Origin of the sequence: Pseudomonas paralactis (genome assembly GCF_001439735.1) — a bacterium.
Classification (GTDB): Bacteria; Pseudomonadota; Gammaproteobacteria; order Pseudomonadales; family Pseudomonadaceae; genus Aquipseudomonas; species Aquipseudomonas paralactis.
Genome location: NZ_JYLN01000004.1, coordinates 20,625 through 43,501 on the forward strand (window position 1 = coordinate 20,625; position 22,877 = coordinate 43,501).

Annotated in this window: 18 protein-coding genes and 1 pseudogene; 15 read left to right on the forward strand and 4 right to left on the reverse strand. The window is 60.9% G+C overall.

Annotated elements, in window-relative coordinates; genetic code table 11:
• Window positions 1-59: 59 nt before the first annotated feature.
• The 3 genes from TX23_RS11695 to TX23_RS11705 all read left to right on the forward strand — a co-directional run bounded on the left by TX23_RS11695 (window position 60) and on the right by TX23_RS11705 (window position 4,062).
• Window positions 60-569, forward strand: coding sequence for a sigma-70 family RNA polymerase sigma factor (locus TX23_RS11695; RefSeq protein ID WP_054922440.1), 510 nt, complete (start codon window positions 60-62; stop codon window positions 567-569).
• Window positions 566-1,516, forward strand: a complete 951-nt coding sequence (locus tag TX23_RS11700; RefSeq protein ID WP_057702312.1) for a FecR domain-containing protein — start codon at window positions 566-568, stop codon at window positions 1,514-1,516. The genes TX23_RS11695 and TX23_RS11700 overlap by 4 nt, the downstream gene beginning before the upstream one ends.
• 92 nt (window positions 1,517-1,608) lie before the next feature.
• Window positions 1,609-4,062 (forward strand): TonB-dependent siderophore receptor, encoded by a 2,454-nt coding sequence (locus TX23_RS11705; RefSeq protein WP_057702313.1) that lies wholly within the window; start codon window positions 1,609-1,611, stop codon window positions 4,060-4,062.
• Between the two features lie 62 nt (window positions 4,063-4,124).
• On the opposite strand, the gene TX23_RS11710 is transcribed toward TX23_RS11705, so the two are convergent.
• The 4 genes from TX23_RS11710 to TX23_RS11725 form a co-directional block, all read right to left on the reverse strand.
• On the reverse strand, window positions 4,125-5,345 hold the full coding sequence (locus TX23_RS11710) for a type II toxin-antitoxin system HipA family toxin (protein ID WP_082629605.1): 1,221 nt from the start codon (window positions 5,343-5,345) through the stop codon (window positions 4,125-4,127).
• Window positions 5,323-5,682, reverse strand: coding sequence for a helix-turn-helix domain-containing protein (locus TX23_RS11715; protein ID WP_057702314.1), 360 nt, complete (start codon window positions 5,680-5,682; stop codon window positions 5,323-5,325). The genes TX23_RS11710 and TX23_RS11715 overlap by 23 nt, the downstream gene beginning before the upstream one ends.
• A gap of 205 nt (window positions 5,683-5,887) precedes the next feature.
• Window positions 5,888-6,592 carry a DUF3142 domain-containing protein gene (locus TX23_RS11720; RefSeq protein WP_057702315.1) on the reverse strand — a complete coding sequence of 235 codons (705 nt, stop codon included), beginning with the start codon at window positions 6,590-6,592 and terminating at the stop codon, window positions 5,888-5,890.
• A complete protein-coding gene (locus TX23_RS11725; RefSeq protein WP_057702316.1) occupies window positions 6,589-8,751 on the reverse strand; it encodes a hypothetical protein in 2,163 nt (720 codons plus the stop codon). The genes TX23_RS11720 and TX23_RS11725 overlap by 4 nt, the downstream gene beginning before the upstream one ends.
• A 193-nt stretch (window positions 8,752-8,944) precedes the next feature.
• Between TX23_RS11725 and TX23_RS11730 the strand changes: the two genes are divergently transcribed.
• The 12 genes and pseudogenes from TX23_RS11730 to pgaA all read left to right on the forward strand — a co-directional run bounded on the left by TX23_RS11730 (window position 8,945) and on the right by pgaA (window position 22,874).
• The gene (locus tag TX23_RS11730; protein ID WP_057702317.1) at window positions 8,945-10,525 is read left to right on the forward strand and encodes a glycosyltransferase family 39 protein; all 1,581 of its coding nucleotides are present in this window, start codon (window positions 8,945-8,947) and stop codon (window positions 10,523-10,525) included.
• 32 nt (window positions 10,526-10,557) lie between these two features.
• The gene (locus tag TX23_RS11735) at window positions 10,558-10,803 is read left to right on the forward strand and encodes a DUF2789 domain-containing protein (RefSeq protein WP_057702318.1); all 246 of its coding nucleotides are present in this window, start codon (window positions 10,558-10,560) and stop codon (window positions 10,801-10,803) included.
• Between the two features lie 156 nt (window positions 10,804-10,959).
• A pseudogene (locus TX23_RS11740) lies at window positions 10,960-11,895 on the forward strand (Fic family protein); the annotation flags it as partial.
• 100 nt (window positions 11,896-11,995) lie between these two features.
• On the forward strand, window positions 11,996-12,280 hold the full coding sequence (locus TX23_RS28015; RefSeq protein ID WP_157243914.1) for a hypothetical protein: 285 nt from the start codon (window positions 11,996-11,998) through the stop codon (window positions 12,278-12,280).
• A 285-nt stretch (window positions 12,281-12,565) separates the two neighbouring features.
• Complete coding sequence (locus TX23_RS11745; protein WP_034125424.1) at window positions 12,566-12,985, forward strand: MarR family winged helix-turn-helix transcriptional regulator; 420 nt, start codon at window positions 12,566-12,568, stop codon at window positions 12,983-12,985.
• A complete protein-coding gene (locus TX23_RS11750) occupies window positions 12,982-15,060 on the forward strand; it encodes an FUSC family protein (protein ID WP_057702319.1) in 2,079 nt (692 codons plus the stop codon). Before TX23_RS11745 ends, TX23_RS11750 begins: the two co-directional genes overlap by 4 nt.
• Window positions 15,057-15,266, forward strand: a complete 210-nt coding sequence (locus TX23_RS11755) for a DUF1656 domain-containing protein (RefSeq protein ID WP_003187469.1) — start codon at window positions 15,057-15,059, stop codon at window positions 15,264-15,266. The genes TX23_RS11750 and TX23_RS11755 overlap by 4 nt, the downstream gene beginning before the upstream one ends.
• Window positions 15,263-16,153 carry an efflux RND transporter periplasmic adaptor subunit gene (locus TX23_RS11760; RefSeq protein ID WP_032894228.1) on the forward strand — a complete coding sequence of 297 codons (891 nt, stop codon included), beginning with the start codon at window positions 15,263-15,265 and terminating at the stop codon, window positions 16,151-16,153. Before TX23_RS11755 ends, TX23_RS11760 begins: the two co-directional genes overlap by 4 nt.
• Window positions 16,150-17,592: an efflux transporter outer membrane subunit gene (locus TX23_RS11765; protein WP_057702320.1), complete on the forward strand. Its 1,443-nt coding sequence runs from the start codon at window positions 16,150-16,152 to the stop codon at window positions 17,590-17,592. The genes TX23_RS11760 and TX23_RS11765 overlap by 4 nt, the downstream gene beginning before the upstream one ends.
• Before the next feature lie 81 nt (window positions 17,593-17,673).
• Entirely contained in the window at window positions 17,674-18,306 is a 633-nt protein-coding gene (locus TX23_RS11770; protein ID WP_057702321.1) for a hypothetical protein, read from the forward strand.
• A gap of 253 nt (window positions 18,307-18,559) precedes the next feature.
• Complete coding sequence (locus TX23_RS11775; RefSeq protein WP_057702322.1) at window positions 18,560-20,056, forward strand: YdgA family protein; 1,497 nt, start codon at window positions 18,560-18,562, stop codon at window positions 20,054-20,056.
• 337 nt (window positions 20,057-20,393) lie between these two features.
• A complete protein-coding gene (pgaA, locus tag TX23_RS11780; RefSeq protein WP_057702323.1) occupies window positions 20,394-22,874 on the forward strand; it encodes a poly-beta-1,6 N-acetyl-D-glucosamine export porin PgaA in 2,481 nt (826 codons plus the stop codon).
• The last annotated feature ends 3 nt before the right edge of the window (window positions 22,875-22,877 follow it).

Genomic DNA, 22,877 nt, shown 5'->3' on the forward strand with positions numbered 1-22,877 from the left:
TGTCAGTCGCCAAATAAGATGTAATGATAATTGCTCTCAATAACACTTCTGAGCTTTTCATGGGCATCGCGACTGACGGCCAGCAACAGCTTCACATCCTGTACCGCGACCATCATGGCTGGCTGCAAGGCTGGTTGCGCAAGCGCCTGGGCGACCGGGAACAGGCCGCCGATGTGGCTCAGGACACCTTCCTGCGCCTGCTGGTGGCCGGGCGCTTCCCGGGTGACAAAGAAAGCCGCAGCTACTTGGCGCAGATCGCCCGCAACCTGGTGATCGACCAATGGCGCCGCCTGCGCATCGAGCGTGCGTACCTGGAAAGCATCGCGCACCTGCCCGAGCCCGAGTCGCCTTCCCTGGAAACCCGCGCGCTGATCCTCGAAACCCTGATGCAGATCGACGCCATGCTCGACCGCATGCCCGACAATGTACGCCGTGCGTTTTTACTTTCGCAGTTCGAAGGCTTGAGCTATGCGCAAATCGCCGTACGCCTGGGCGTCACCGTCAGCTCGGTGCAGAAGTACATGACCCGCGCCATTGTCGCCTGCTACCAGGTGGTGTACGAAGAATGAAACACGACGCGCCTATCGCCCCCGCGATTGTCGAGCAAGCCAGCGAGTGGTTGATGCTGCAATGGGGCGACGAGCTCAAGGGCGAGCAGCGCCAGGCGTTTGCCCGCTGGCAGGCCGCTGACCCGGAACACCGCCGCGCCTGGCAGCGCTTGCAGCAGCTGCAACACACCCTGGGCGGCGTACCTGCCGACAGCGCTCGCGCAGTATTGCGCGACACCCCGGATACCCAACGCCGGGCCGCGCTCAAACTGCTCGGCCTGCTGTTGGTGGCCGGTGGCAGCGGCTACCTGGTGCAACGCAGTGAAACCTGGCAAGCGGCCTTTGCAGAGCTGCGTACCGCCACGGGCGAAATTCGCCATATGACCTTGAGCGACGGCACGCAACTGGACCTCAACAGTGACAGCGCCGTAGACCTGCGTTTCAGCGCTACCGAACGACGTATTCGGCTGATCCGTGGCGAGGTCTTGTTGACCAGCGGCCACGACGCCTTGCGCCCGTTGATCGTCGAAACGCCTGCCGGTGATGTGCAGGCGTTGGGCACGCGCTTTGCGGTGCGTGAACTGCCCGACGGCAGCCGCGTGGATTTGTACGAAGGTCGCCTGCGGGTCACGCCGTTGCAGGGTACGCCGGTGCATATGCAGGCAGGGGACAGCCTGTGGTTCAACGCGCGTCAAAGCACCGCGTTGCCGGCAGTGAGCGCCAATGCCGGCAGTTGGACCGAGCACCGTCTGGTTGCGGAGCGCCAGCCGTTGGGTGAGTTCGTGGCGCAACTGAGCCGCTACCGCCCGGGCCTGTTGCGCTGTGATCAGGCGGTGTCAAAGCTGCTGTTGACCGGCGTGTTCCCGCTGAACGACACCGACGCGATCCTGGCGGCCTTGGAGCGTTCATTGCCCGTGCACGTGCAGGCGGTGACCCGTTACTGGGTAACGATCAAGGCGCGGGTCTGAAAATACTTTGTACAGGGCTTGTCGGTTTCTGCGGCCCGTTCGGGATACCTCTTGAAAGCCAATCAAGAAGCGTTCTCACGGGGAGTCCTGCCATGTCGCACCACCCAATCCAACCGTTGGCCCGCGCGCTGCGTCGTGGCCTGTTTGCCGGCCTGCTGGCAACGGCGCCTGTACTGCCGAGCATGGTTCAAGCCGAAGAAAGCACCGAAGCGCTGCGCAGCTATGACATTCCCGCGGGCAGCCTCGACCAGGCGTTGAACCGTTTCGCCAGTGCCTCAGGCATCTTGCTGTCGGTTGACGCATCGCTCACCGACGGCAAGCGCAGCGCCGGCTTGAAAGGGCGTTACGGCGTAGGTTCGGGGTTGCAGCGCTTGCTGGCGGGCAGCGGTTTGGCGGCGGTGCAATCCCAGGGCGGTTGGTCGTTGCAGGCCCTTTCCGGCGACGGAGCCTTGCAGTTGGGCGCGACCCAGATAAGTGGCCGGCAGGAGCAGGAAAGCGCCTGGGGCCCGGTGGACGGTATTGTCGCCAAGCGCAGCGCCTCGGGCAGCAAGACCGACTCGGCGCTGGTAGAAATTCCCCAGACGATCAACGTGATCACCGCCGCCGAGATCAAGGCACGTGGCGCCCAGAGTGTCACCCAGGCGTTGCTCTACACCCCAGGTATGAGCGCGGGTGGTTTTGCCGACCGAGTCAAATTGTTCGATGAGCCGACGTCACGCGGCTTCTCGCCCACGCCGCTGTACCTGGACGGTCTGCACCTGCCTTATGGCGGAGGCAGCACCGGGGGCGCGTTGCAGATCGAACCGTATTCCCTGGAACGCATCGAAGTGCTCAAAGGCCCGGCGTCCGTGCTTTACGGCCAGAACCAGCCGGGCGGCATCGTCAATATGGTCAGCAAGCGCCCCAGCGAAACGCCGATACACCAAGTGGTACTGGAAGCCGGCACCTACGAACACAAAAGCGCGGCCATCGACCTGAGCGGCCCGTTGGACGAGGAGGGGCAGTTTCTCTACCGCCTGACTGGCCTGGCGAATGACGCGCAAGACGAAATCAACTACGTCGAAAACAAGCGCCAGTTCATCGCCCCCAGCCTCACCTGGCGCCCCAACGACGACACCAGCCTGACCCTGTTCGCCCAGTACCAGAAAGACAAAGGCGTGCCCGAAGCCCAAGGCCTGCCGGCGTCCGGCACGCTGTGGGACAACCCCAACGGCAAGATCAAGCGCGATGTGTTTATCGGCGAGCCGGGCGTCAACCAGTACAACCGCGAGCAATACGTGCTGGGTTACGAAGTTTCCCATCGCCTCAACGACATCTGGACCCTTAAGCAAAACGCCCGTTACGCCGAGGTCGACGACCGCTACACCGCGCCCTTGCACGGCTACCGCTTTGTCGCCAACCCCAACACCGGCGTGCAGGACCAACGCTACCTGCAACGCTTCGGCGTGGACTGGTCGCAGACCAACAAAGTGTTCGGCGTGGACAGCATCGCCCAGGCTGAATTCGACACGGGCGCACTGTCCCACACCTTCATCGTTGGCCTGGACTACTACCATTCCAACTCGCAGTTCCATGGCCTGTATGACCGCAACCCGCCGATCATCGACCTGTTCAAACCGGTGTACGGCCAGCCCTTGAACTTCGGCCAACCGTACCGCTGGGACCGCACCATTACCCAGACCGGCCTGTATCTGCAGGACCAGATCAAGCTGGATAAATGGGTGCTGGTACTCGGTGGCCGCTATGACTGGGCGAATGTGGTGAACAAGGAGCCGATACAGGACACCCGCTTTGCCAGCAAAGACCAGGCATTCACCGGCCGTGCGGGCCTGGTGTACCTGTTCGATAACGGCGTATCGCCCTTCGTCAGTTATTCGGAATCCTTCTTGCCGCTGGCCGGCACTGATGCGAACCGAAAACCCTTCGAACCCTCCACCGGCAAACAATACGAAGTCGGCGTGAAGTTCCAGCCACCGGGCCAGAAGAGCTTCATCCAGGCCTCGGTGTACAAACTGGATCAGGAAAACGTGCTGACCACCAACCCGGTGGACACCACCTTCAGCACCCAAAGCGGCGCCCTGCGCTCGCGGGGTGTTGAGCTGGAAGCCAAGGCGGTCTTGAGCGATGCCTGGGACGTGGTCGCCTCGGCTGCGCGCAATGACGTCAAATACACCAAGGACAACGATGGCCGCCAAGGTCGCCACCCGGCCGGCATCTCCCCACTCACCGCCTCGATGTGGGTCAACTACACCGTGCTCGGCGACACGCCCTTGGCGGGGCTGGGTGCAGGGCTTGGCGTGCGTTACGCCCGTCAAAGCCTGGGCGACTACTACGAAGGCGCCTTCAACGTGCCGTCCTACAGTGTCTACGATGCAAGCCTAAGCTACGACCTGGGCGCCTCGCCGCTCAAGCTCAAGGGCGTGAAGCTGGCGATGAACGTGCAGAACCTCAGCAACAAGACCTACGTCTCGCAGTGCACCAGTGATTTGGATTGTTACTTCGGGGAAGGACGCACGGTGGTGTCGAGCCTGACGTACGATTGGTAACTTAGCGTTTAGGTGATATTTGCTGCGGCGCGCACCCTTCAAGGGTGCGCTCTGTTGCCGCCCTACACCAGGTCCGCTGCAAATCGTGTACACACATTGGAAAGCATGCGCACCTCGGCACCGCTGCAGCCTGCTGCTTCGAAAAAACCGGAGGCTTCTCGCACGACGGCATACATATCCGTGACGATGGACCTTGCTTCATCGGCCCCCAACCCAAAGCGTTCAGGCGTACTCAGCAAATTACTGACAGACGATAACCGGCCTTCATTGCCGATGATGAGCGCCTGCAAGCCTAGTTGGGTAGGGTGGGGCAACACGTCAAATACTGGCGCAAGGGAATAGCCCGAGGCGCTGGTCAGCAGTAGCCCGGTTTGTTTCAGGTGGTCGTCGCTATTGCCGATGAGCACATTGAAAGCCATACGCTTGTAAAGCTCACGCATGTCAAAGGTGGCATCGTCGCTGACCTTCTTCAATACGTCGGCGATCCTGGAGTAGGAAACGGCACCGTCAGCCGCATCAACCCGCATTCTCGGCTTCTCAGTGCTTACCAGAGAGTTGCAGCTGACATAGTGCTCGCGACCAGCGGCTTCATGTCGGTCAAAACGCTCGACCATCAACACCGGTTTGCCGGCGACCTCTACCAACTTGTGCCCGGCTGCGGGTAGACCTGCTGCATCCGCCATTTGAAGGCTGGCGAATTCCGCCCGTGGCTGGTCGAACACATCGTCGCTACGGCCGAGTTTAGCAATCCATTCCTTGCCTTCATGGGTCACGGTGACCTTCGGCCTGGCGCCGCCCATGGAACTCCCAAACTCGAATAACCGTGCGATTTCCGCAGGCAGGTCGACGTCACCCTTCTCGACTCGATCAAGGCCCACCATGATTTTCTCAAGGTCTTCAAATTGCGGGGGTTGGTGCAGGGTTGGCAGCTGACTTCGTGACGCACTGAACAGCAGGCAACCCACTCCTGCTCCCCGCGAGGCAAGCAGCCATTCAACTTCGTTCTGTGGATGCTGTTTGTGGGTCGCCAGCAGAACACGCCGGCCCCAGTTGTCGGGCGTTGCATCGTCGAGCACACCAAACATGCGCGTCGAGGAATACTGGTTAGGGGTCAGTGGCAAACTCAGCGGGTCAATCGCAAATGCGTCGGGCCGTGCGAGCCAACTGTTGGCGTAGCGAAAAACGAATCCATTCCCATGCATGGCCACTTCGCCAACAGGGACCGGGTCACCGACTAAGTGAGCTGAAAAAACAAAGGCATTACCAATCGGCTTCCAGGACATCGGGCTCTCCTTCAGTGCGAACTCGCTCAGGCTCACGGGCGAGGCTCATGGTAATCCCAACCTGGTCAAGCTCTGGTGACGCGATGCTCACCATGCTTTCTTCCAAGTCCATCGCGCTCAGCACGTTCATCAGCACACCGAGGGATACGCCGGCCTCGCCCTGTCTCAGCCGCTGATACGTCTGCCGTGTAATGCCCGCCCGGCTGCATATGGTGGAGATTTTCAACCGCCGACGAATGCGGGCTATTTCGATACCGTTGCCGATACCTCTCATCAGTTCAGCGCTTCTCTCTGAGATATACCCTTTGTGGGGGTAGGGCTTCGCTGTTTCTTGCATGATATATCACTCTTTAAAGCAGTAGAGGTAACTTATATCATCCAAGTCCCTAGGGCTACCTGCAAAAAGTCGGCTCGATGCTACGGCTTTTTGTAGGAGCGAGCTTGCTCGCGAAAAACTCACAGGCGCCGCGTTCAATCAGGAAACACGCTTTGTCGTTGACGTTTTTCGCGAGCAAGCTCGCTCCTACAGGTGTTACCAAACTTCAAAGATTCTGCAAAAACACCACATACCCCCGAAACCACTCATTGCCCCGCAGATACCCCGGCTCTTGCCACTCTCCGCCCTGAATCAAGCCAATCTTGAACGGCACCCCCAGCCGATTCATCCGCGGCAAATACGCCGCGTAATCCGGGATGCTGTGACGCCCTTGATAGGTCTGCACCACCACTTCATCCACCACGCCCTTGAGCTGGGCGATGGCGGCCGGGTCGGCGTTGCTGCTCCAGTCCATCAGGCCGGTGATGCTCAACCGCAGGTCGGCAGGCAGGCGCTGGCGCAGGTCGCGCAGAAAATCGGCGTATTCGTGCAGGTATTGGGTGCGAGCATCGAAGTCGATCTGGATACCGATCACCGGGTTACCCGCGTCGCGCCAGCGTTGCACCTGGCCGAGCACTTGGGTGTAGACCTGTTCCGGCCAGTGCAAGGTGTGGGCGCGATAGACCACCCAGATTTCGCCTTGGGTAATGCGGGGCACACTGATGCCCTGGGCGATCAATTGCACGCCGCGCTGGGGCGCGCGGCGGGTGGAGTTGATCTGGCCTTGCAGGATGTACAGGGTTTTTGCCTGCTTGATCACCGGCTGAGGCTCGACGCCACTCCACAGCCAGAAGGCGTCATAGTCGCGGGCGTCGACGGCACCAAAAGCCGGGCTTGCCAGCAACAGCAAGCCCAGCCACAGCGACTTCACCAGTAGTACTGCAGCGATTTGCCCCACTGGGTGTCGGCAAAACCGGTCTTGAGTTGGCGGAACCAGGCTTTGCGCACCGCTGGCGCAACGTCTTCACCACCGCAACTGTTATAGCCGGCTGGCGCGTAGCAGTTGATGGCGCGAAACAGCGCATACGCCTTGTCGGTTTTCGGCGCCTTGGCGTTGGCGATGACCTGCTTGTAGCCGTCCAGACGCGAGAAGGTTTCCCCCTTGAACTGCGAGGCGGTGCTGCCCAGGCTGCCGGCGGCGCGGGGTTGCTCCAACGGCATACCGTCCAGGCCGTTGCGCAGGATGAACTCACCGAAGCAGTTCAAGGCGTGCGGGTTTTTTGCATCTTCCTGCAAGGTTGCGGCAGTTTGCGCGATGCCTGGGCAGGCGTAGCCGGATTCGGCCTTGTCACCGTTCCACTGGAACAGTTTCAAGGTCTGGCCGCTGGTGTAGGTGTAGCCCAGGCTGGTGCCGAGTTTGTCTTCGGAGAACGAGGCTTGTTTGAGATCGTCGGCAAAGGTGGCGAACTGGCGGTGCAGCAGGTCTTTGTAGAGCAGCACAAATTGTGCGCTCTGGCGTTCGGTAGGGTCGCTGGCGTTGGCGACCTGCTGGCGCAGTAGCTCTGGGCCGGCGACATTGCGCAGCAGGATGTAGCGCACTTGCTTGGCGCTGATTGGCGAGTCGGTTGCGAACACTTTGGCCAGTTGGCCGCTGCGCTCGTAGTTCATCGCCAGGGCCAGTTCCAGTTGGTCGCGTTGCAGCGGTTGCTTGGCCAGCGGCAGCAGTTGCAGCCACAGGGTTTCGGCGCCCTTCCAGTCTTGCCTGGCCTCCAGTGCCAAGGCGCGCAGGGTCTGCTGGCTGAAGGCAAAGTAATCAAGATTCGACGGCACGTCCGCAGGCAGATGCTTGAGGGCGGCGTCGGGTTGATGCTCGACGTACAGGGCATACGCCGCTTGCAGGTAGTCGAACAACGCTGGCTCGTTGGCGAACGTGCTCTTTTGCTTGTCCAGGTCTTCGCGGCTCAACAGCGGCGGGGTGTGGGCGCGCATCGCCATCAGGTCGCTGACCACTTGCAGCATCGGACTCTTCTGCGCCTTGTTGCCGACCATCAGCAACTTGAGGTCGGCTTCCTCCACCAACTCGTCGACGCTGACATTGCGCTGGGCGTCGGTAGCCTCGGTGAATTGCCAGGTGAAGTCTTCGGCGAGCTTGGCATCGTCGTTCGCCAGCCAATGCACGCGGCGCAGCAGGCCACGGGCGGACGCAACGTAATCGCCTTGTGGATAGTGTTTCAGATAACTGAGAAAACCTTCTTCGGCATCGCTCAAGGCAGACTTATCTACATGCTCGCGTTGCGGCATACCGTACTCATCGAAGGCTTCGGCCTGGGCCCGGTTCAACGAGGTGCGTGCGGTCATGTACAGCGCGGTCTCTTTCAGCCAAGGTACCTCGCTGGTCGCGGCGGCGGCGAAACCGCGCTCGGCGTAAACGAAGCGCCCGCCGTAGAAATCGGCGGCGGCCTGCAGGTAGGTGCGAAACAGCTGGGCGTTGGCCGAGGGCGTCAATTGCGCGTCCGCCACCTGGCCTGTGAAGTCACAGGTGGTCAGCAACTGCAAGCGCGCTTTCACCAGCACGTCGCGTTCGGCGGGCGGCATATCGGCTTTGATCACCTGGCTGATAAACGCCGTGGCGCTGTCATCGTCATTGCTGCGGCAACGGCTGCCTTCGCCATTCAGGAAGGCCTGGCCTGCGGTCTTGTACTCCTCGCGCTTGATACCCAGGGGCTGGAGCAAAGTGTCGAGTTCGGCTGTGCGTGAATCGTCAGCCTTGTTATCCGGCTCCTCAGTCGTAGCCGGAACCGGCACCAAGCGATACACCGGAAACGGCACCGGGCCGAAACCTTGGGCCAAATCGTCTTCGCCCAAGGCATTGGGCGTCAGCGGCGTGGCTTTTTTGTCGGCCAGCAACAGGCGCAGGTTCACCCGGCTGTCGTTGCCAGGGCTGAGAAACGGTTGGTTGCTGCACGGCTCGTAGCCGTCACGCGATACCCGCCAGTCGGGGTAGCACGAGTCGTCAGAACTGGCCTGGGCCGGTAGGGAAAACCCGGCCAGCAGGGCCAGGGCCAGAGGTGACAGCAAACCGATGCGCATAACGTTTCCTTGATCCTGAGTCCTTGGAGAAGGGCCAATAATAGCCTGATCCGACGCGTGCTTCGGTGAAGGCCTACACAAATTGCTGATTTGTCCGATTCCAGCGGCGAGGCCAGGGCTTTTGGCCTAGAGTGGCGGTGTTTGCGCATGCGCAGTGTTTGTCCTGTAAGAGGGCAGTAGTAGCGGAGTCGATATGCGTCGATCTGTAGTAGAACAACACGAAAAAATCGGGGCATTGCCTGCCTTTCATCGCTTGAGCTGGGAAGGTGCCGGCTGGCTCAGCCGCCTGTGGTGGGCGCCGATCCTGGCGCTGGCCATGGCCCTGCGGTTTTACCACCTCACCTCGGCGGCGATCTGGGGCGACGAAGGCTCAAGCCTGTTACTGAGCGAATACGCCCTGGCCGACCTGTGGTTTCACGCGGCTCATGATGTGCACCCACCCCTGTATTTCTTGCTGCTGCGCGGTTGGATCGAGGTGTTCGGCGACAGCATCGGCTCGATTCGCAGCCTGAGTGCGATCCCCGGCGTGGCCGTCGTGGGCCTGGGCATCTGGCTGACACGGCAACTGTCCACCCGCCGCGCGGCCGTGCTGGCGGGCATCCTGCTGGCGCTGTTGCCGACGGCGGTGCGCTACAGCCAGGAAGTGCGCATGTATTCGCTGCTGGGCGTATGGCTGCTGGGCGCCACGCTGGCGCTGGTGTACTGGGTTAGGCAGCCCGAGCGCGCACGTTATTTGGCTGTGTATGTGCTGTTAATGAGCGCCGGGTTCTATACCCACTACTTCACCGCGCTGTGCGTGCTGGTGCATTGGGCGTACCTGGGGTTGCAGGCGCCAGCTCAACGCCTGATCACGCGACCTGCGTGGTGGGTCGCCAACGTAGCGATAGTGTTGTTGTATCTGCCCTGGCTGCCCAACCTGCTGGATTTGGTGCAGCACGTCGAACAGCTCAAAGTCGGCGGCGACATTGGTTGGGAAGAGCCAGTCAATCTACTGTCGCTGCCATCGATGGTCTGGCAGTTCCTGTTGCAGGATGACGGTCTCGGCCTGTGGCCGCCGCTGTTCTGGCTGTTACCCCTGCTGCTGGCCGGGGTGGTTGTATCGACGGCCTGGCGCAACCCCGCGGCGCGCCTGCCGGCACTGTTTTGCCTGCTGCCGCTGCTGCTGGTCTATGGCGTGTCCTTTATCTCGCCGGTGTTTATCGAGCGCTACCTCACGGTGTATGCGTTGGGCCTGCCGATAGTCCTGGCGCTTGCCATCGACCGTTTGCCGTCCCGTTTGTCCTGGCTGGGCGTGGCACTGTTCGCGCTGTTTGTTGGCGTAGAACTGCTGGGGTTAAAAAACAACTTCGAGGTGGATGAACACGACCAGTTCAACGTGCCGGTGGAGTTCGTCAATCGCAACTACCAGGAAGGCGACCGCATCGTCCTCAGCGACATGATGTGGTACCTCAGCTACGTGTATTACGACCAGACCGACGCGCAACTGCAGCTCTTCACACCGCCCAAACCCGACGGTACCTCGACGCGACCGAACGCCTATGGTTTCGGCACACTGGTGGACCAGGACGGTGGCCGCATCTATCTGGACCGCCTCTCAGCACTGCCTGCTCAAACGCGACGGGTATGGTTGATCAGCAGCAACGAAGCCCCGGATGAATTCGCGCCGCTGCCCAACAGTTGGCACGAACTCAGTCGCCAGGACGGCGGTGGCGCCAGGGCGCGGTTGTTCGTGCTATGCAACGCACCGGCGCCGCAACTTGAAGGCTGCCGCTAGACTCACTTCAACCTACTTATGAGGAGCTCTCCATGGAATCGCCACTGCACAGCCTACCGGCTTTGTTCAAACAGCTTGGCTTGCCGCACGACCCGGTCAGTATCGAGCAATTTGTCGCCTCTCATTCGCCGCTCAAGCCGGAGTTGAAACTGGCGGATGCGTTTTTTTGGAGCGACGCCCAGAAGGCATTTTTGCGTGAAGAGATTCTGGACGATGCGGATTGGGCGGTGGTGGTGGATGAGTTGAACTTGATGTTGCGGGGTGGGCGAGAGGTGTAAAAAAATATCCAAATAAGGGCGAGTATGTAAAAAAAAATGGTGAGCGGTAAAAAAAACTGGGCTTTAATCGCCTAAGTGAATTTTTTCTGGAAAGCTCGCCATGCCAACAGTCGGATACGCTCATCTGTGTGAGGCGCTGGATCTAAAGGTTATCGCACCCTCCCTCCCGAAATGATGGACCGCGCCATCCAGTGGGCATACCTGCACGAAACCCGCGATTCATTTGCCATCGAAAAAGAACAACCCAGCGAAGAAAAATCCCGTCGCTTCGTTCAACTCCTGCGCCAGGCCCACGAAGGCCGGTTGCTCACCGAGGACTACTTGGTCGAGCTGCAAAACAGCACCATCTCCAATCCGTTTGACAAAGCCGTCGCGTTTCGCCACGAACAGAACCATCTGCACAACGGGCTACGCGGCGCAGCCGGTGTGAGCTACGTGCCGCCAGCCCCCGCGCTTTGCCAGGAACTGATGGAAGAGCTTATGGCCTTCGCCAACCAGCCCGTGCGAGACGTCGATCCTTTGGTTGCGGCCGCGGTCACCGCTTTTGGTTTCGTCTTCCTGCACCCGTTCATGGACGGTAATGGGCGCCTGTCTCGCTTCCTGATTCACCAGACGCTTTGCCACTACGGCGCACTGGAAAATGGTTTGCTGCTACCGGTCTCTGTCGCCATGAAGCACGAGGAACAAGCCTATCTGGAGGCACTCAAGACCTTCTCCCAGCCGACTCGGGAATTCTGGAACGTCACCTGGCTGGACGCCGACCACATGGCGTTCGACTTCATCGGCCACCCTTCGATCTATCGCTACTGGGATGCGACCCGCTGCGTCGAATTCACCCTGCAAATGGCCCGCCGAGCCCTGGAAGTGGAACTGCGCGAAGAAACCGAATTCCTCGACCGCTACGACCGTGTGATCAAAGCGGTGAACCAACGCTACGACGTGCGCGGCAGTGATCTGTCGAAGCTGGTGATGATGTGCCTGGATAACGGTGGGAACCTTTCCAAGCATCGGCGTAAGCAGTTTCAATACAGCGTGGCGGAGGAGGTGTTTGGGTTTATTGAGGAGGAGAGCTTGAGGTTGATGGGCGAGTAAGAGGTCATCCAGTCACGCCAGATGAGGCGTATGAAAAAAAGGAATTCCGTATCTGAGTGATGTGATAAGCGCCTCAGATGTTTTGCGAGAGCACAGTGATGTGCAAATTGTCATGTTTATGGGGGCGTTGGTTGGTTTTACAGGCCTCAATTTTTGCATCCTGCGCCATGTTTTTTCTTCAGAAAAAATCAGTCGTGTGGCTTGTATTTTTTCAAACCCCCTTACGACTTGTGCTCGTTATCCCCTCCGTTTCGCTCCTGTTGATTGGCGCTCGAGTTTTGCCGCAGTACAACGTCCTGGCAATGGCTGGATTGATCGGTGCGTCGGAGATTTTAAAAGTCTGGAGCGTTTGGCGATGGAGCAAAAAATGCTGACGCTGGCCTAATGTGGGAGCGGGCTTGCCCGCGAAGGCGGCGTGTCAGTCACTGAATATTCAACTGAACCACCGCTTTCGCAGGCAAGCCAGCTCCCACATTTTGTTTGTCGTATGGCGAATATCAGCGATTTGCTGATGCCTACCCTAAACCCCGCTTTACTCAAGCCACATCCCACCACTCATCTGCGAAATTGTTTCAAAACTTGACGGCGAACCCTTCCTCCACCATATTGATAGTTAGCAAACTAACTGTATGCGAACTATCCAGTGCATCAATCCCTCGAACAACTCCAGATGAGCCTCAGCAGCAGCATGGTGGTGGGCGCCCGTAATTGGCGCAAAATCTGCCAGACCACGCTGGTGAGCTATGGCATCTCCGAAGCCTGCGCCGTGCCGTTGTTGATGATCGGTCGCTTGGGCGACGGTGTGCACCAGGTCAAAGTAGCCCAGGCCTCCGGTATGGAAAGCCCATCACTGGTGCGCCTGCTCGACCGGCTGTGCGGTGACGGTTACGTCTGCCGCACCGAAGACATCCACGACCGCCGCGCCAAGGCCCTGAGCCTTACCGAGCGTGGCCGTGAGCTGGTGCAGGCGGTGGAGGCGCAACTGGTGCGTCTGCGCAAGGATGTGTTGGCCGATATCGCCCCCGACGATCTGCAAGCGGCACTGCGTGTATTGCGCGCCTTCGAAGCGGCCGAGGCTGTGTCGCCTTGAACGGATTTTTTACCGGCTTCCCGCCTGCCCGCGACTGGTTCTACGGGGTGCGTACTTTCGCCGCGTCGATGATCGCGCTGTATATCGCCATGCTCATGCAAATGCCGCGTCCGTACTGGGCGATGGCCACGGTGTATATCGTCTCCAGCCCGTTTGTCGGCCCTACCAGTTCCAAAGCCCTGTACCGCGCCATCGGCACCTTGATGGGCGCGGCGGCGGCGGTGCTGTTTGTGCCGATGTTCGTGCAGTCACCCTACATTCTGGTGGTGGTGATTGCGTTGTGGACCGGCACTTTGCTGTTCTTATCCATGCACCTGCGCACCGCGAATAACTATGCCCTGATGCTGGCCGGCTACACCTTGCCGCTGATTGCCTTGCCGGTGGTGGATAACCCCTTGGCGGTCTGGGATGTGGCGGAGGCGCGTACCGAAGAAATCTTCCTCGGCATCGCGGTCGCAGCGGTGGTGGGCGCGATGTTCTGGCCTCGGCGCCTGATGCCGGTGTTCGATGGCTCGGTGGCCAAGTGGTTCAGCGACGCCCAGGTCTATAGCCAGCGCTTCCTCACCCGTCAGGTAGACCCAGAAGAAGTCAGTAACCTGCGCGGCGGCATGGTCGCCACCTTCAACACCCTTGAGTTGATGATCGGCCAGTTGCCTCACGAAGGCGCGCGGCCACAAACGGTGCGCAACACCAAGGAACTGCGCGGGCGCATGATCCATCTGCTGCCGGTAATCGATGCACTGGATGATGCGGTGTACGCCATCGAGCATCGCGCACCGGAGTTTCTCGACCGGCTCAAACCGTTGCTGGAAGAGGCCAACGCCTGGCTGCAAAGCACCACCGAACAAGCACCCCTGGAACGCTGGCGCGTGCTGCGTGACCAGATCGATGCCGCCCAACCCCAGGGCGAAGCGCTGGATGACCGCCACACGTTGCTGTTCTCCAACGCCCTGTACCGCCTGGGCGAATGGGTCGACCTGTGGCAAGACTGCCGCAGCCTGCAAGCCGCCATCCAGTGTGAAAGCCAGGACACCTGGCGCGCCGTCTACCGCCACTGGCGCCTGGGCCGGCTCACGCCGTTTCTCGACCGTGGCCTGATGTTCTACTCGGCGTTCTCCACCGTGACCGCGATCATCGTAGCCTCGGTGCTGTGGATTCTGCTGGGCTGGACCGACGGTGGCAGCGCCGTGATCCTTGCCGCCGTCGCCTGCAGCTTTTTCGCCTCGATGGACGATCCGGCACCACAGATCTACCGGTTCTTTTTCTGGACCGCCATGTCGGTGCTGTTCGCCAGCCTGTACCTGTTTCTGGTGCTGCCCAACCTGCATGACTTCCCCATGCTGGTGCTGGCCTTCGCCGTGCCGTTTATCTGCATCGGCACCCTTACGGTTCAGCCACGCTTCTACCTGGGCATGTTGCTGACGCTGGTGAACACATCATCCTTCATCAGCATCCAGGGCGCCTATGACGCGGACTTTCTCAACTTCGCCAACGTCAACCTGGCCGGGCCCGTGGGCCTGCTGTTTGCGTTTGTGTGGACGTTGATCGCGCGACCCTTCGGCGCTGAATTGGCGGCCAAGCGCCTCACCCGTTTCAGCTGGCGCGACATCGTCAGCCTCACCGAGCCCGCGACCCTGGCCGAACACCGGCACATGGCCGCGCAAATGCTCGACCGTCTGATGCAGCACTTGCCGCGCCTGGCCCTCACCGGCCAGGACACCGGCATCGCCCTGCGCGACCTGCGCGTGGCGCTGAACCTGCTCGACCTGCTGGCCTACTCGCCACGCATCCTCGGCGTACCCCGGGTGTTGCTCAACCAGGTGGTGGAAGGCGTGGGCGGTTACTTCAAGGCGTGCTTGAAAGCGGGTGAACGCTTGCCCGCGCCCAGCGGTCTGCTGATGACCCTGGACCGCACCCGTCGTGCCCTTAACGGCCAGGGCCTGCAAGACGAAGAGGACACACGCCTGCACCTGCTGCACGCCTTGGCCGGCCTGCGCCTGGCGCTGTTGCCCGGCGTGGAGTTCATTGGCGGTACAGAGATGCAAGCGCCGTTACCTGATGGAGCGCCTTTATGATCGGTGACCTGGATATCAGCGGGGTGTTCCTGCCCACGCTGCTGGTGCTGATGGGCATTACTTATGTGTTGTTTCTGGTGGTGCACGGGCTGTTGACGCGCATGCACTTCTATCGCCTGGTCTGGCACCGGGCATTGTTCAATGTGGGGCTCTACGCGCTGTTGCTGGGCGCGGTGGACTCACTCAGTCGATATCTGATGACATGAAAAAACCTTTTTTGACTATCGGCCGTGTCGTCCTGACGTTGTTGGTCGTGAGTTTCGCGGTCGTCGTTGTGTGGCGCATGGTCATGTACTACATGTTTGCGCCCTGGACCCGTGACGGCCACATCCGTGCCGACATCGTGCAGATTGCTCCGGACGTGTCCGGGCTGATCCAGCGCGTGGACGTGCGCGACAACCAGTTGGTGACCAAGGGCCAGGTGCTCTTCGCCGTCGACCAGGACCGCTTCAAGCTGGCCCTGCGCCAAGCCCAGGCCGCCGTGGCCGACCGCCAGGAAACCCTGGCCCAGGCCCAGCGCGAGTACAAGCGTAACCGTGGCCTTGGCAACCTGGTGCCCAGCGAGCAACTGGAAGAGAGCCAGTCCCGCGTCGCCCGCGCCCAATCGGCCCTGGCCGAAGCGCAAGTGACGGTGGACTCCGCCCAACTCAACCTCGACCGCTCGGTGATCCGCAGCCCTGTGGACGGCTACGTCAACGACCGCGCACCGCGTACCCAGGAATTCGTCACCGCCGGGCGCCCGGTGCTATCGGTGGTGGACAGCAATTCCTTCCACATCGACGGCTATTTCGAAGAGACCAAGCTCGACGGCATCCACGTCGGCATGGGCGTGGACATCCGTGTGATCGGCGACAACGCGCGCCTGCATGGCCACGTGCAGAGCATCGTCGCCGGTATCGAAGACCGCGACCGCAGCAGCGGCTCCAACCTGTTGCCCAACGTCAACCCGGCGTTCAGCTGGGTGCGCCTGGCCCAGCGGATTCCGGTACGTATCGCCTTTGACGACGTGCCGGCGGACTTTCGCATGATCGCCGGGCGCACTGCGACGGTCTCGATTATCGACGACAAGGTTAAAGACGGGGACAAACCATGAAGCGGCTTCTGGCAACCGCTTCCCTGGGGTTGTTACTGTCGGCCTGCCAAGTCGTAGGCCCGGATTACAAACTGCCGGAACAGGCCGCAGTCAACCGTGGTGACCTGCAAGGGCCGATCATGGGCGAAGGCAAGAACGTCGTGTCGGCGCCAGTGCCGGCCGATTGGTGGAAGCTGTATAACGACCCGCGCCTGGACCAACTGGTGCAGCAGGCCATGGCCTCCAACACCGACCTGCGCGTGGCCGCTGCCAACCTGCAGCGCTCGCGTTACCAGGTGCAGCAGGCCGAATCCGCTGGCGGCTGGAGTGCCGGCGTCAAGGCCGAGGCCCAGCGCTTGCAGGAATCCGGTGAAGCATTTTTGCTGCCGGACAAAGTCCCGGTGGGCAACATCGGCAGCGTCGGGATTACCACGTCCTATCAGTTCGACCTGTTTGGCACCTTGCAGCGCGGTATTGAAAGCGCCAAGGCCAGCGCCGATGCAACCCAGGCGGCCGCCGATATCGCCCGCATCACCCTGGTGGCCGATGTGGTGCGCTCCTATACCCAGGTGTGCGCGGCCAACGAAGAACTGGCGATTGCCAACGAGTCCCTCGACCTGCAAGCCCAGAGCACCAAACTGACCCAGCGCCTGCGCGATGCCGGGCGAGGCGATGAGACTCAGGTGACTCGTTCGCAAACCCAATACAAATCCCTGCGCGCTGACATACCGCGCTATGAAGCTTCGCGTCAGGCGGCGCTGTTTCGGCTGTCGATGTTGCTGGCCAAACCGGTCGACCAACTGCCAGCCGGCACGGGCACCTGCGCCGAGCTGCCACATATTGCTCAACTGCTGCCGGTAGGCGATGGCGCCACGCTGCTCAAGCGCCGTCCGGACGTGCGCCAGGCCGAACGCCAACTGGCCGCCGCCACGGCACGCATCGGCGTGGCGACCGGCGCGTTGTACCCGGATATCAGCATCGGCGCCACGGTCGGCACCGTCGGCTTGCTGGAAAACCTCGGCACGCCTGCTACCAACCGCTGGGGCTTTGGCCCAATGATCAGCTGGACTGTACCGACCAACGGCGCTCGCGCCCGCGTGCATGAAGCTGAAGCCGCGACACAGGGCGCCCTGGCCCACTTCGACGGCGTGGTGCTCAACGCCATCCGCGAAACCCAGACCGGCCTGGCCCAATACACCGCCGTGTTGCAACGCCGCGACGCCCTGGCCGACGCCGAACAGTCGGCGCGAGAAGCCGCCGGCCAGACCCATCGCTTCTTCCAGGCCGGCCGCGAATCCTTCCTGGCCGACCTGCAAGCCACGCGCACCTACACCGATATGCGTGCGCAACTGGCGGCGGCTAACACCCAGGTTGCCATGAGCCAGATCGATCTGTTCCTGGCCCTGGGCGGCGGTTGGGAAAGCGGACGAACGCAAGGGGTAAAACCCGGCAAACCGTGAGGTGATTGCTATGCTTTGTCAGGTGAGGCGTCGTGACGCTTCACCCGACAAAGCTCGCGTTTGCTCATGGGGATTCCAAGAATGAAAAACCCTTATGCTCCCGCTTTCTGGTGCGTGCTCTTCGCACTGGTTTTGTTATCGGCCGCGTATTTTTACGGCGTCATGCTCGCCCATCAACTCGACAAGGCCATGGTGTTCCTCGACAGCGCCTGCCTGGTGATCGGCACCTTATCCATCGGCGTGGTGGCCTGGGCGTCGTATCAAAACCAGCGGGTGAAGAAAAAACTCCTCGAACAGGGCAAGACCCGCGTGGCGATCTGGGACACCAAGGTCGCCCTGCGCCGTGTCGAAACCGTGTTCGACCGCTATTTCTGGGGCAGTTACTGGCAGCCCGGGCGTACGTTTCAGGAAGTCATGGGCGACCTCACCGGCACGCCGCTGGAAAAAAGCCTCGAAGTCCTGAAAAAACAGTGCGTGCTGCTGGATCGGCAGGTCGCCGACGGTAGGCATTGGCTCAATAACGCGCGGGAATTGTCCGACGTCGCTACGCAAATGGCCCGCGAGCGCTACCAGCTGGATTTTTGCGACCCCAAGACCGACACCCCCGGCAATGCCGTGATCCACCGGGAGTTTGAGGTGTTGGTGTACACCTGGACCGCACGTTTGAAGAGTTTTGATCACCAATTGGATGAAGTCGAACAAGAGTACTCCTGAACTCCTGCTGAACTGATCCCTCTGAAAGGCTGGGCCGTTTACGCCCGCCAGTGCTAATCTTCCCCAGCCTTTGGCCACACGGGCCACGACTGTAGGAGCGAGCTTGCTCGCGAAAGACGCCAACGATAACCCGTGCATTCTGAAATGAACGCGGTGCCCAAGTGTTCTTCGCGAGCAAGCTCGCTCCTACAGGAACCCCTACAGGGTTCAAGGAAGACAGCCCACTTCTCACAGGATTTGATCAGGTCACTTCATGAATAAGCCAGCAGTTGTTTTCTTGGGTTTTGTTGTCGCCATCGGCGCCGTCAGTGCGGGCGGCGCCTGGTACACCGGTAAACAACTGGAGCCGGTCCTGCAAACCGCGATCCAGAATGCCAACAAAGAGTTGCAGACCTCCATGGCCGGTGTCGACGGCACTGTGGCTCTGGAGCTGGTGTCTCTGGATCGTGGCGTGTTCAGCAGCACGGCGCACTATCGCCTCAAGGGCCAGGGCAGCGTGTTCGGTGAAGACAACCCGAATCCTGAGTTGCTGTTCGTCGACCATATCGAGCACGGCCCGCTGCCGTTCTCGCGCCTGGTCACGCTCAAGTGGCTGCCGGTCATGGCCACCAGTCACTACGAACTGGAAAAGAACCCCACCACCGAAAAATGGTTCGCCGCCAGCAAAGACGTGTCGCCGCTCAAAGGCGTGGCGAATATCGGCTACAGCCGTTCGGTCAGCGGCAACATCGAATTGCTGCCGCTGGAATTCAAGGATGACACCTCCTCGGTGAGCTTCTCCGGCGCCAACCTGGAATTCGACAGCAGCGCCGAAGGCCAGAAGGTCAAGGCTGATGGCTTCATGAACAGCCTCAAGGTCGCCGCGATCGATGCCAATGGTGCACCGTTCGAAGCGGAACTGGCTGGCCTGACCGTCGCCAGCAACCTGGAAAAGTCCACCTTTGGCTTCTACACCGGCCAGAACACCGTGGAACTGACCGACACCAAGGTCACCTTTGGCCCGCAGAAAGCCGTGCTGACCCTCAAGGGCTTCGAGCAGAAAGATTCTACCCAGGCCAAGGACAACAACCTGGCCGGTCGCGTCGACTACAAAATCGACGAGATCGGTTACCAGGGCAAGGCGGTCGGCTCGGCGGCCATGGCCGTGAGCATGAAGAACGTCGACATCCCGGCGATGCTGGTGCTGACCAAGCTTTACCAGGACAAAATGCAACCGGTGCAAGCCGCTGCCGCTGCCGGCCAACCGGTACCGGAACTGCAATTGACCGAAGCCGAGCAGGCCCTGGCCGAAGCCAACGTCAACCAGGTATTGGCTGCCAAGCCGCAACTGGCGGTGGAAAACCTGTCGCTGAAAACCACACACGGCGAAAGCAAGTTCAACCTGGTGGTCGACCTCGCCAAGCCAACGTCCATGGAGCTGCCGCCGGTTGAGCTGGGCAAGCAGATGATTGCGCTGCTCGATGCCAACCTGACCCTGTCCAAGCCGATGATCAGCGACGTGGCCGCCCTGCAAGCCCAGGTCGGCGGCGTGACTGACCCCAAAGCCATCGAGCAGCAATCGCAGATGGCGGCCGAGATGGTCAGCGGCATGGCCGTCGGCACCCAAATGGCAACCCTGGTGGGCACCGATGTGGTTTCCAAGTTGCACTACGCCAATAACGAAGTGACTTTCAACGGCCAGAAAATGACCGTTGAGCAGTTCCTCAGCTTTGTGATGTCCAAGGCCGGTGCGGTCAGCGGCGCCCAGTAAGCGCTGAAAATGCAGTAAAAAATGTGGGAGCTGGCTTGTGTGGGAGCTGGCTTGCCTGCGATAGCATCGCCCCGGTCTGGCTGAACGACCGCGGTGCCTGCATCGCGGGCAAGCCCGGCTCCCACACAAACCCGGCTCCCACATTCGTTTTGTGTGAGGGCAAAAAATCGCGCTCGCACAATTCTGAACAATTGTTCTGAATTGCACTTCCCCCTACTTCGCTAAGAGATAGTTCCTACAGGAAAGCTAGGTCGGGTCCCGAGACGCCGACACCCTGATGCGTTTTGCTCAGGACCATCTATCGTTAGGGCTTTCCGTGTGTAAGGAAGCTCACGATATGCTGCGAAACCTCCCCTACAGTGCCTCAGGCCGGTTGCGTCTGCTTATCGGGGCCGCCCTGTGCAGCCAATTGCTGGTTCCTGGCCTCGCGTTTGCCGATCCGGCCTACGACGCTCTGATCATCCAGGCTCGCAACGGTAACTTCACACCGGCTCTGACCCAACTGCGCCAACTGTCCGCCGAACGCCAAACGCCAGGCCAGGTCAGCGACCACCTGGTGATTGCCGGTTGGGCGGGGCAAGACGCCGAAGTGTTGAAGGTCTACGAAGCACAAGGCAAACACCGCAACCTCACCACCCAGGCACTCGCCACGGTGGCACGCACCTATCGCAATCAAAAGCAGTGGCCCCAGGCCGAAGCGATCTATCGCCAGGCGCTGTTGCGCGAGCCGAATAATATCAACCTGCAACTAGGCCAGGCCCTCACCCAGGCCGATGGCGGCAAGGCCAACGAAGCGGTGCAGCGCTTGCGCGCGATGGTGGCGGCGCAACCCAATGATCCGGACCGCCGCATGGCCCTGGGTTATGCGCTGACACGCGCCGGCTTGAACTACGACGCACTGTTCGAGTTTGACCAAGCCTTCATCCGCGCCGGTGACAAGCCGGAAGTGGCCCGTGAATACATCGTGGCCCTGCAAAAGGCTCGCCTGCCGGAAGCCGCCCTGCGCTTGTCGGCCAGGCGCCCGGGCCTGGTGGATGCGGTCACCCAGCGCCGCCTCGAAGGCGACCTTGCCGCCGAGCGTGTGCGCATGGCCGAGTTCGCTACGCGTACCGAAAAAGAACGCTACGTCATCGCCGATCGCGCCCTGCAGGATTACGACAAGCTGATCAGCCGTTGGGCCCCGGACGCCACAGCTCACGACGACGTCGTGCGCTGGCGTATCGACCGGCTTGGGGCACTCAAGGCCCGTGCACGCACCGCAGAGGTGATTCGCGAATACGAAGTGCTCACCGCCCAAGGCGTGCAGTTGCCGACCTACGCCGTGCGCTGGGTCGCCGCATCCTACCTCGACCAGCGCCTGCCGGAAAAAGCCGCGCCGCTGTATCGCCAGGCGCTGACTGCAGCGGATGCCGACGTCGGTGATCATGTCAAAGACAGCACCGCCCTGTTCTACGCCTTGTCGGAAAACGACCAGGTGGATGAGGCGCGTGCGGTCGCCACGCAGTTGGCCAGCACCGAAAAACCTCGGGTTGAACTCAAGGGTTTGCCTATCGGCAACCCTAACGACGAATGGATGGACGCCCAACAATTGGCGGCCCAGGCCGGTACCTATGGCGCGGACCTGAATGCCAGCGAACAAGCCCTGGAAAACCTGGGGAGCAAAGCCCCCGGCAGCATCGGTGTACGTTTGGCACAGGCAGAAATGTACCGTGCCCGTGAATGGCCCAGACGCGCTGAAGACTCGCTCAAGGAGACCGAAAACCAGAGCCCCCGTGACATTGGGGTGGAAATGTCCCAAGGCTTCACCGCGTTGGACCTGCAGGAATGGCGGCAACTGGACCTGCTCACTGATGACGTCGTTGCCCGCGCCCCGGACAACCGCCAGGTACAGCGCCTCAAACGCTTGCGCGACGTCCACGACATGGCCGAAGTGCGGGTGGAAGCCTACACCGGTAAAAGCTTCGGTGGCGGTAACAACCAAGAGGCCGGTGCGGTGTCGGGTAGCCGTGACTGGGGCATAGAAAGCGTGATCTACACCCCGCCCATCGACGAGGACTGGCGCCTGTTCGCCGGTGTCGGTTATGGCACTGCCGATTTTGCCGAAGGCACCGGCCATCACCGCTGGCAGCGTGTGGGCGTGGAGCGGCGCACCCGCGACATGACCATCGAAGCCGAAGTGTCCAACCACTCCTATGGCGATGGCGCCAAACAAGGCGCGAGCGTGTCGATTGCCCGCGACATCAACGACCACTGGCAGTACGGCGCCAGCCTTGGCTACCTGCTCAACACCACACCGTTGCGTGCGTTGAATGAGGGTGTCACGGCCAACGGCGGCAGCGGTTTTATCCGCTGGCGCGCCAACGAAAGCCGCGAGTGGAAACTGGCCGTCAGCCCGTCGCATTTTAGCGATGGCAACGACCGCGTCGAAGCCTTGCTCACCGGCCGCGAAGGCATCTACAGTTCGCCCAAAGTGCAAGTAGAGCTGGGCCTGGAAGTCGGTGCCAGCCGCAACAGCAAGGAAGACACGATCTACTTCAACCCCAAGTCCGACTTCAGTGTGTTGCCCACCGTCAACGTCAACCATGTGCTTTATCACCGCTACGAAACCCAGTGGAGTCAGCAGTTCCAGCTCGGTGCGGGTACCTATAGCCAAAAGGATTACTCCACCGGCGGCGTCGGCTTGATCGGGTACGGCCAACGCTTTCGCTGGAATGACGTACTGGAAGCTGGCGCCAACCTGAGCCTGGTCAGCCGACCTTACGACGGCGAGCGCGAACGCGATTTGCGCCTGCTCCTGGACCTCACTTACCGTTTCTAGAAG

What these genes read in the sequence shown, in the direction of transcription:
- TX23_RS11695 (WP_054922440.1), top strand. Translation starts at nt 60, where the DNA reads ATGGGCATCGCGACTGACGGCCAGCAACAGCTTCACATCCTGTACCGC.
- TX23_RS11700 (WP_057702312.1), top strand. Translation starts at nt 566, where the DNA reads ATGAAACACGACGCGCCTATCGCCCCCGCGATTGTCGAGCAAGCCAGC.
- TX23_RS11705 (WP_057702313.1), top strand. Translation starts at nt 1,609, where the DNA reads ATGTCGCACCACCCAATCCAACCGTTGGCCCGCGCGCTGCGTCGTGGC.
- TX23_RS11710 (WP_082629605.1), bottom strand. Translation starts at nt 5,345, where the DNA reads ATGTCCTGGAAGCCGATTGGTAATGCCTTTGTTTTTTCAGCTCACTTA.
- TX23_RS11715 (WP_057702314.1), bottom strand. Translation starts at nt 5,682, where the DNA reads ATGCAAGAAACAGCGAAGCCCTACCCCCACAAAGGGTATATCTCAGAG.
- TX23_RS11725 (WP_057702316.1), bottom strand. Translation starts at nt 8,751, where the DNA reads ATGCGCATCGGTTTGCTGTCACCTCTGGCCCTGGCCCTGCTGGCCGGG.
- TX23_RS11730 (WP_057702317.1), top strand. Translation starts at nt 8,945, where the DNA reads ATGCGTCGATCTGTAGTAGAACAACACGAAAAAATCGGGGCATTGCCT.
- TX23_RS11735 (WP_057702318.1), top strand. Translation starts at nt 10,558, where the DNA reads ATGGAATCGCCACTGCACAGCCTACCGGCTTTGTTCAAACAGCTTGGC.
- TX23_RS11745 (WP_034125424.1), top strand. Translation starts at nt 12,566, where the DNA reads ATGAGCCTCAGCAGCAGCATGGTGGTGGGCGCCCGTAATTGGCGCAAA.
- TX23_RS11755 (WP_003187469.1), top strand. Translation starts at nt 15,057, where the DNA reads ATGATCGGTGACCTGGATATCAGCGGGGTGTTCCTGCCCACGCTGCTG.
- TX23_RS11760 (WP_032894228.1), top strand. Translation starts at nt 15,263, where the DNA reads ATGAAAAAACCTTTTTTGACTATCGGCCGTGTCGTCCTGACGTTGTTG.
- TX23_RS11765 (WP_057702320.1), top strand. Translation starts at nt 16,150, where the DNA reads ATGAAGCGGCTTCTGGCAACCGCTTCCCTGGGGTTGTTACTGTCGGCC.
- TX23_RS11770 (WP_057702321.1), top strand. Translation starts at nt 17,674, where the DNA reads ATGAAAAACCCTTATGCTCCCGCTTTCTGGTGCGTGCTCTTCGCACTG.
- TX23_RS11775 (WP_057702322.1), top strand. Translation starts at nt 18,560, where the DNA reads ATGAATAAGCCAGCAGTTGTTTTCTTGGGTTTTGTTGTCGCCATCGGC.
- pgaA (WP_057702323.1), top strand. Translation starts at nt 20,394, where the DNA reads ATGCTGCGAAACCTCCCCTACAGTGCCTCAGGCCGGTTGCGTCTGCTT.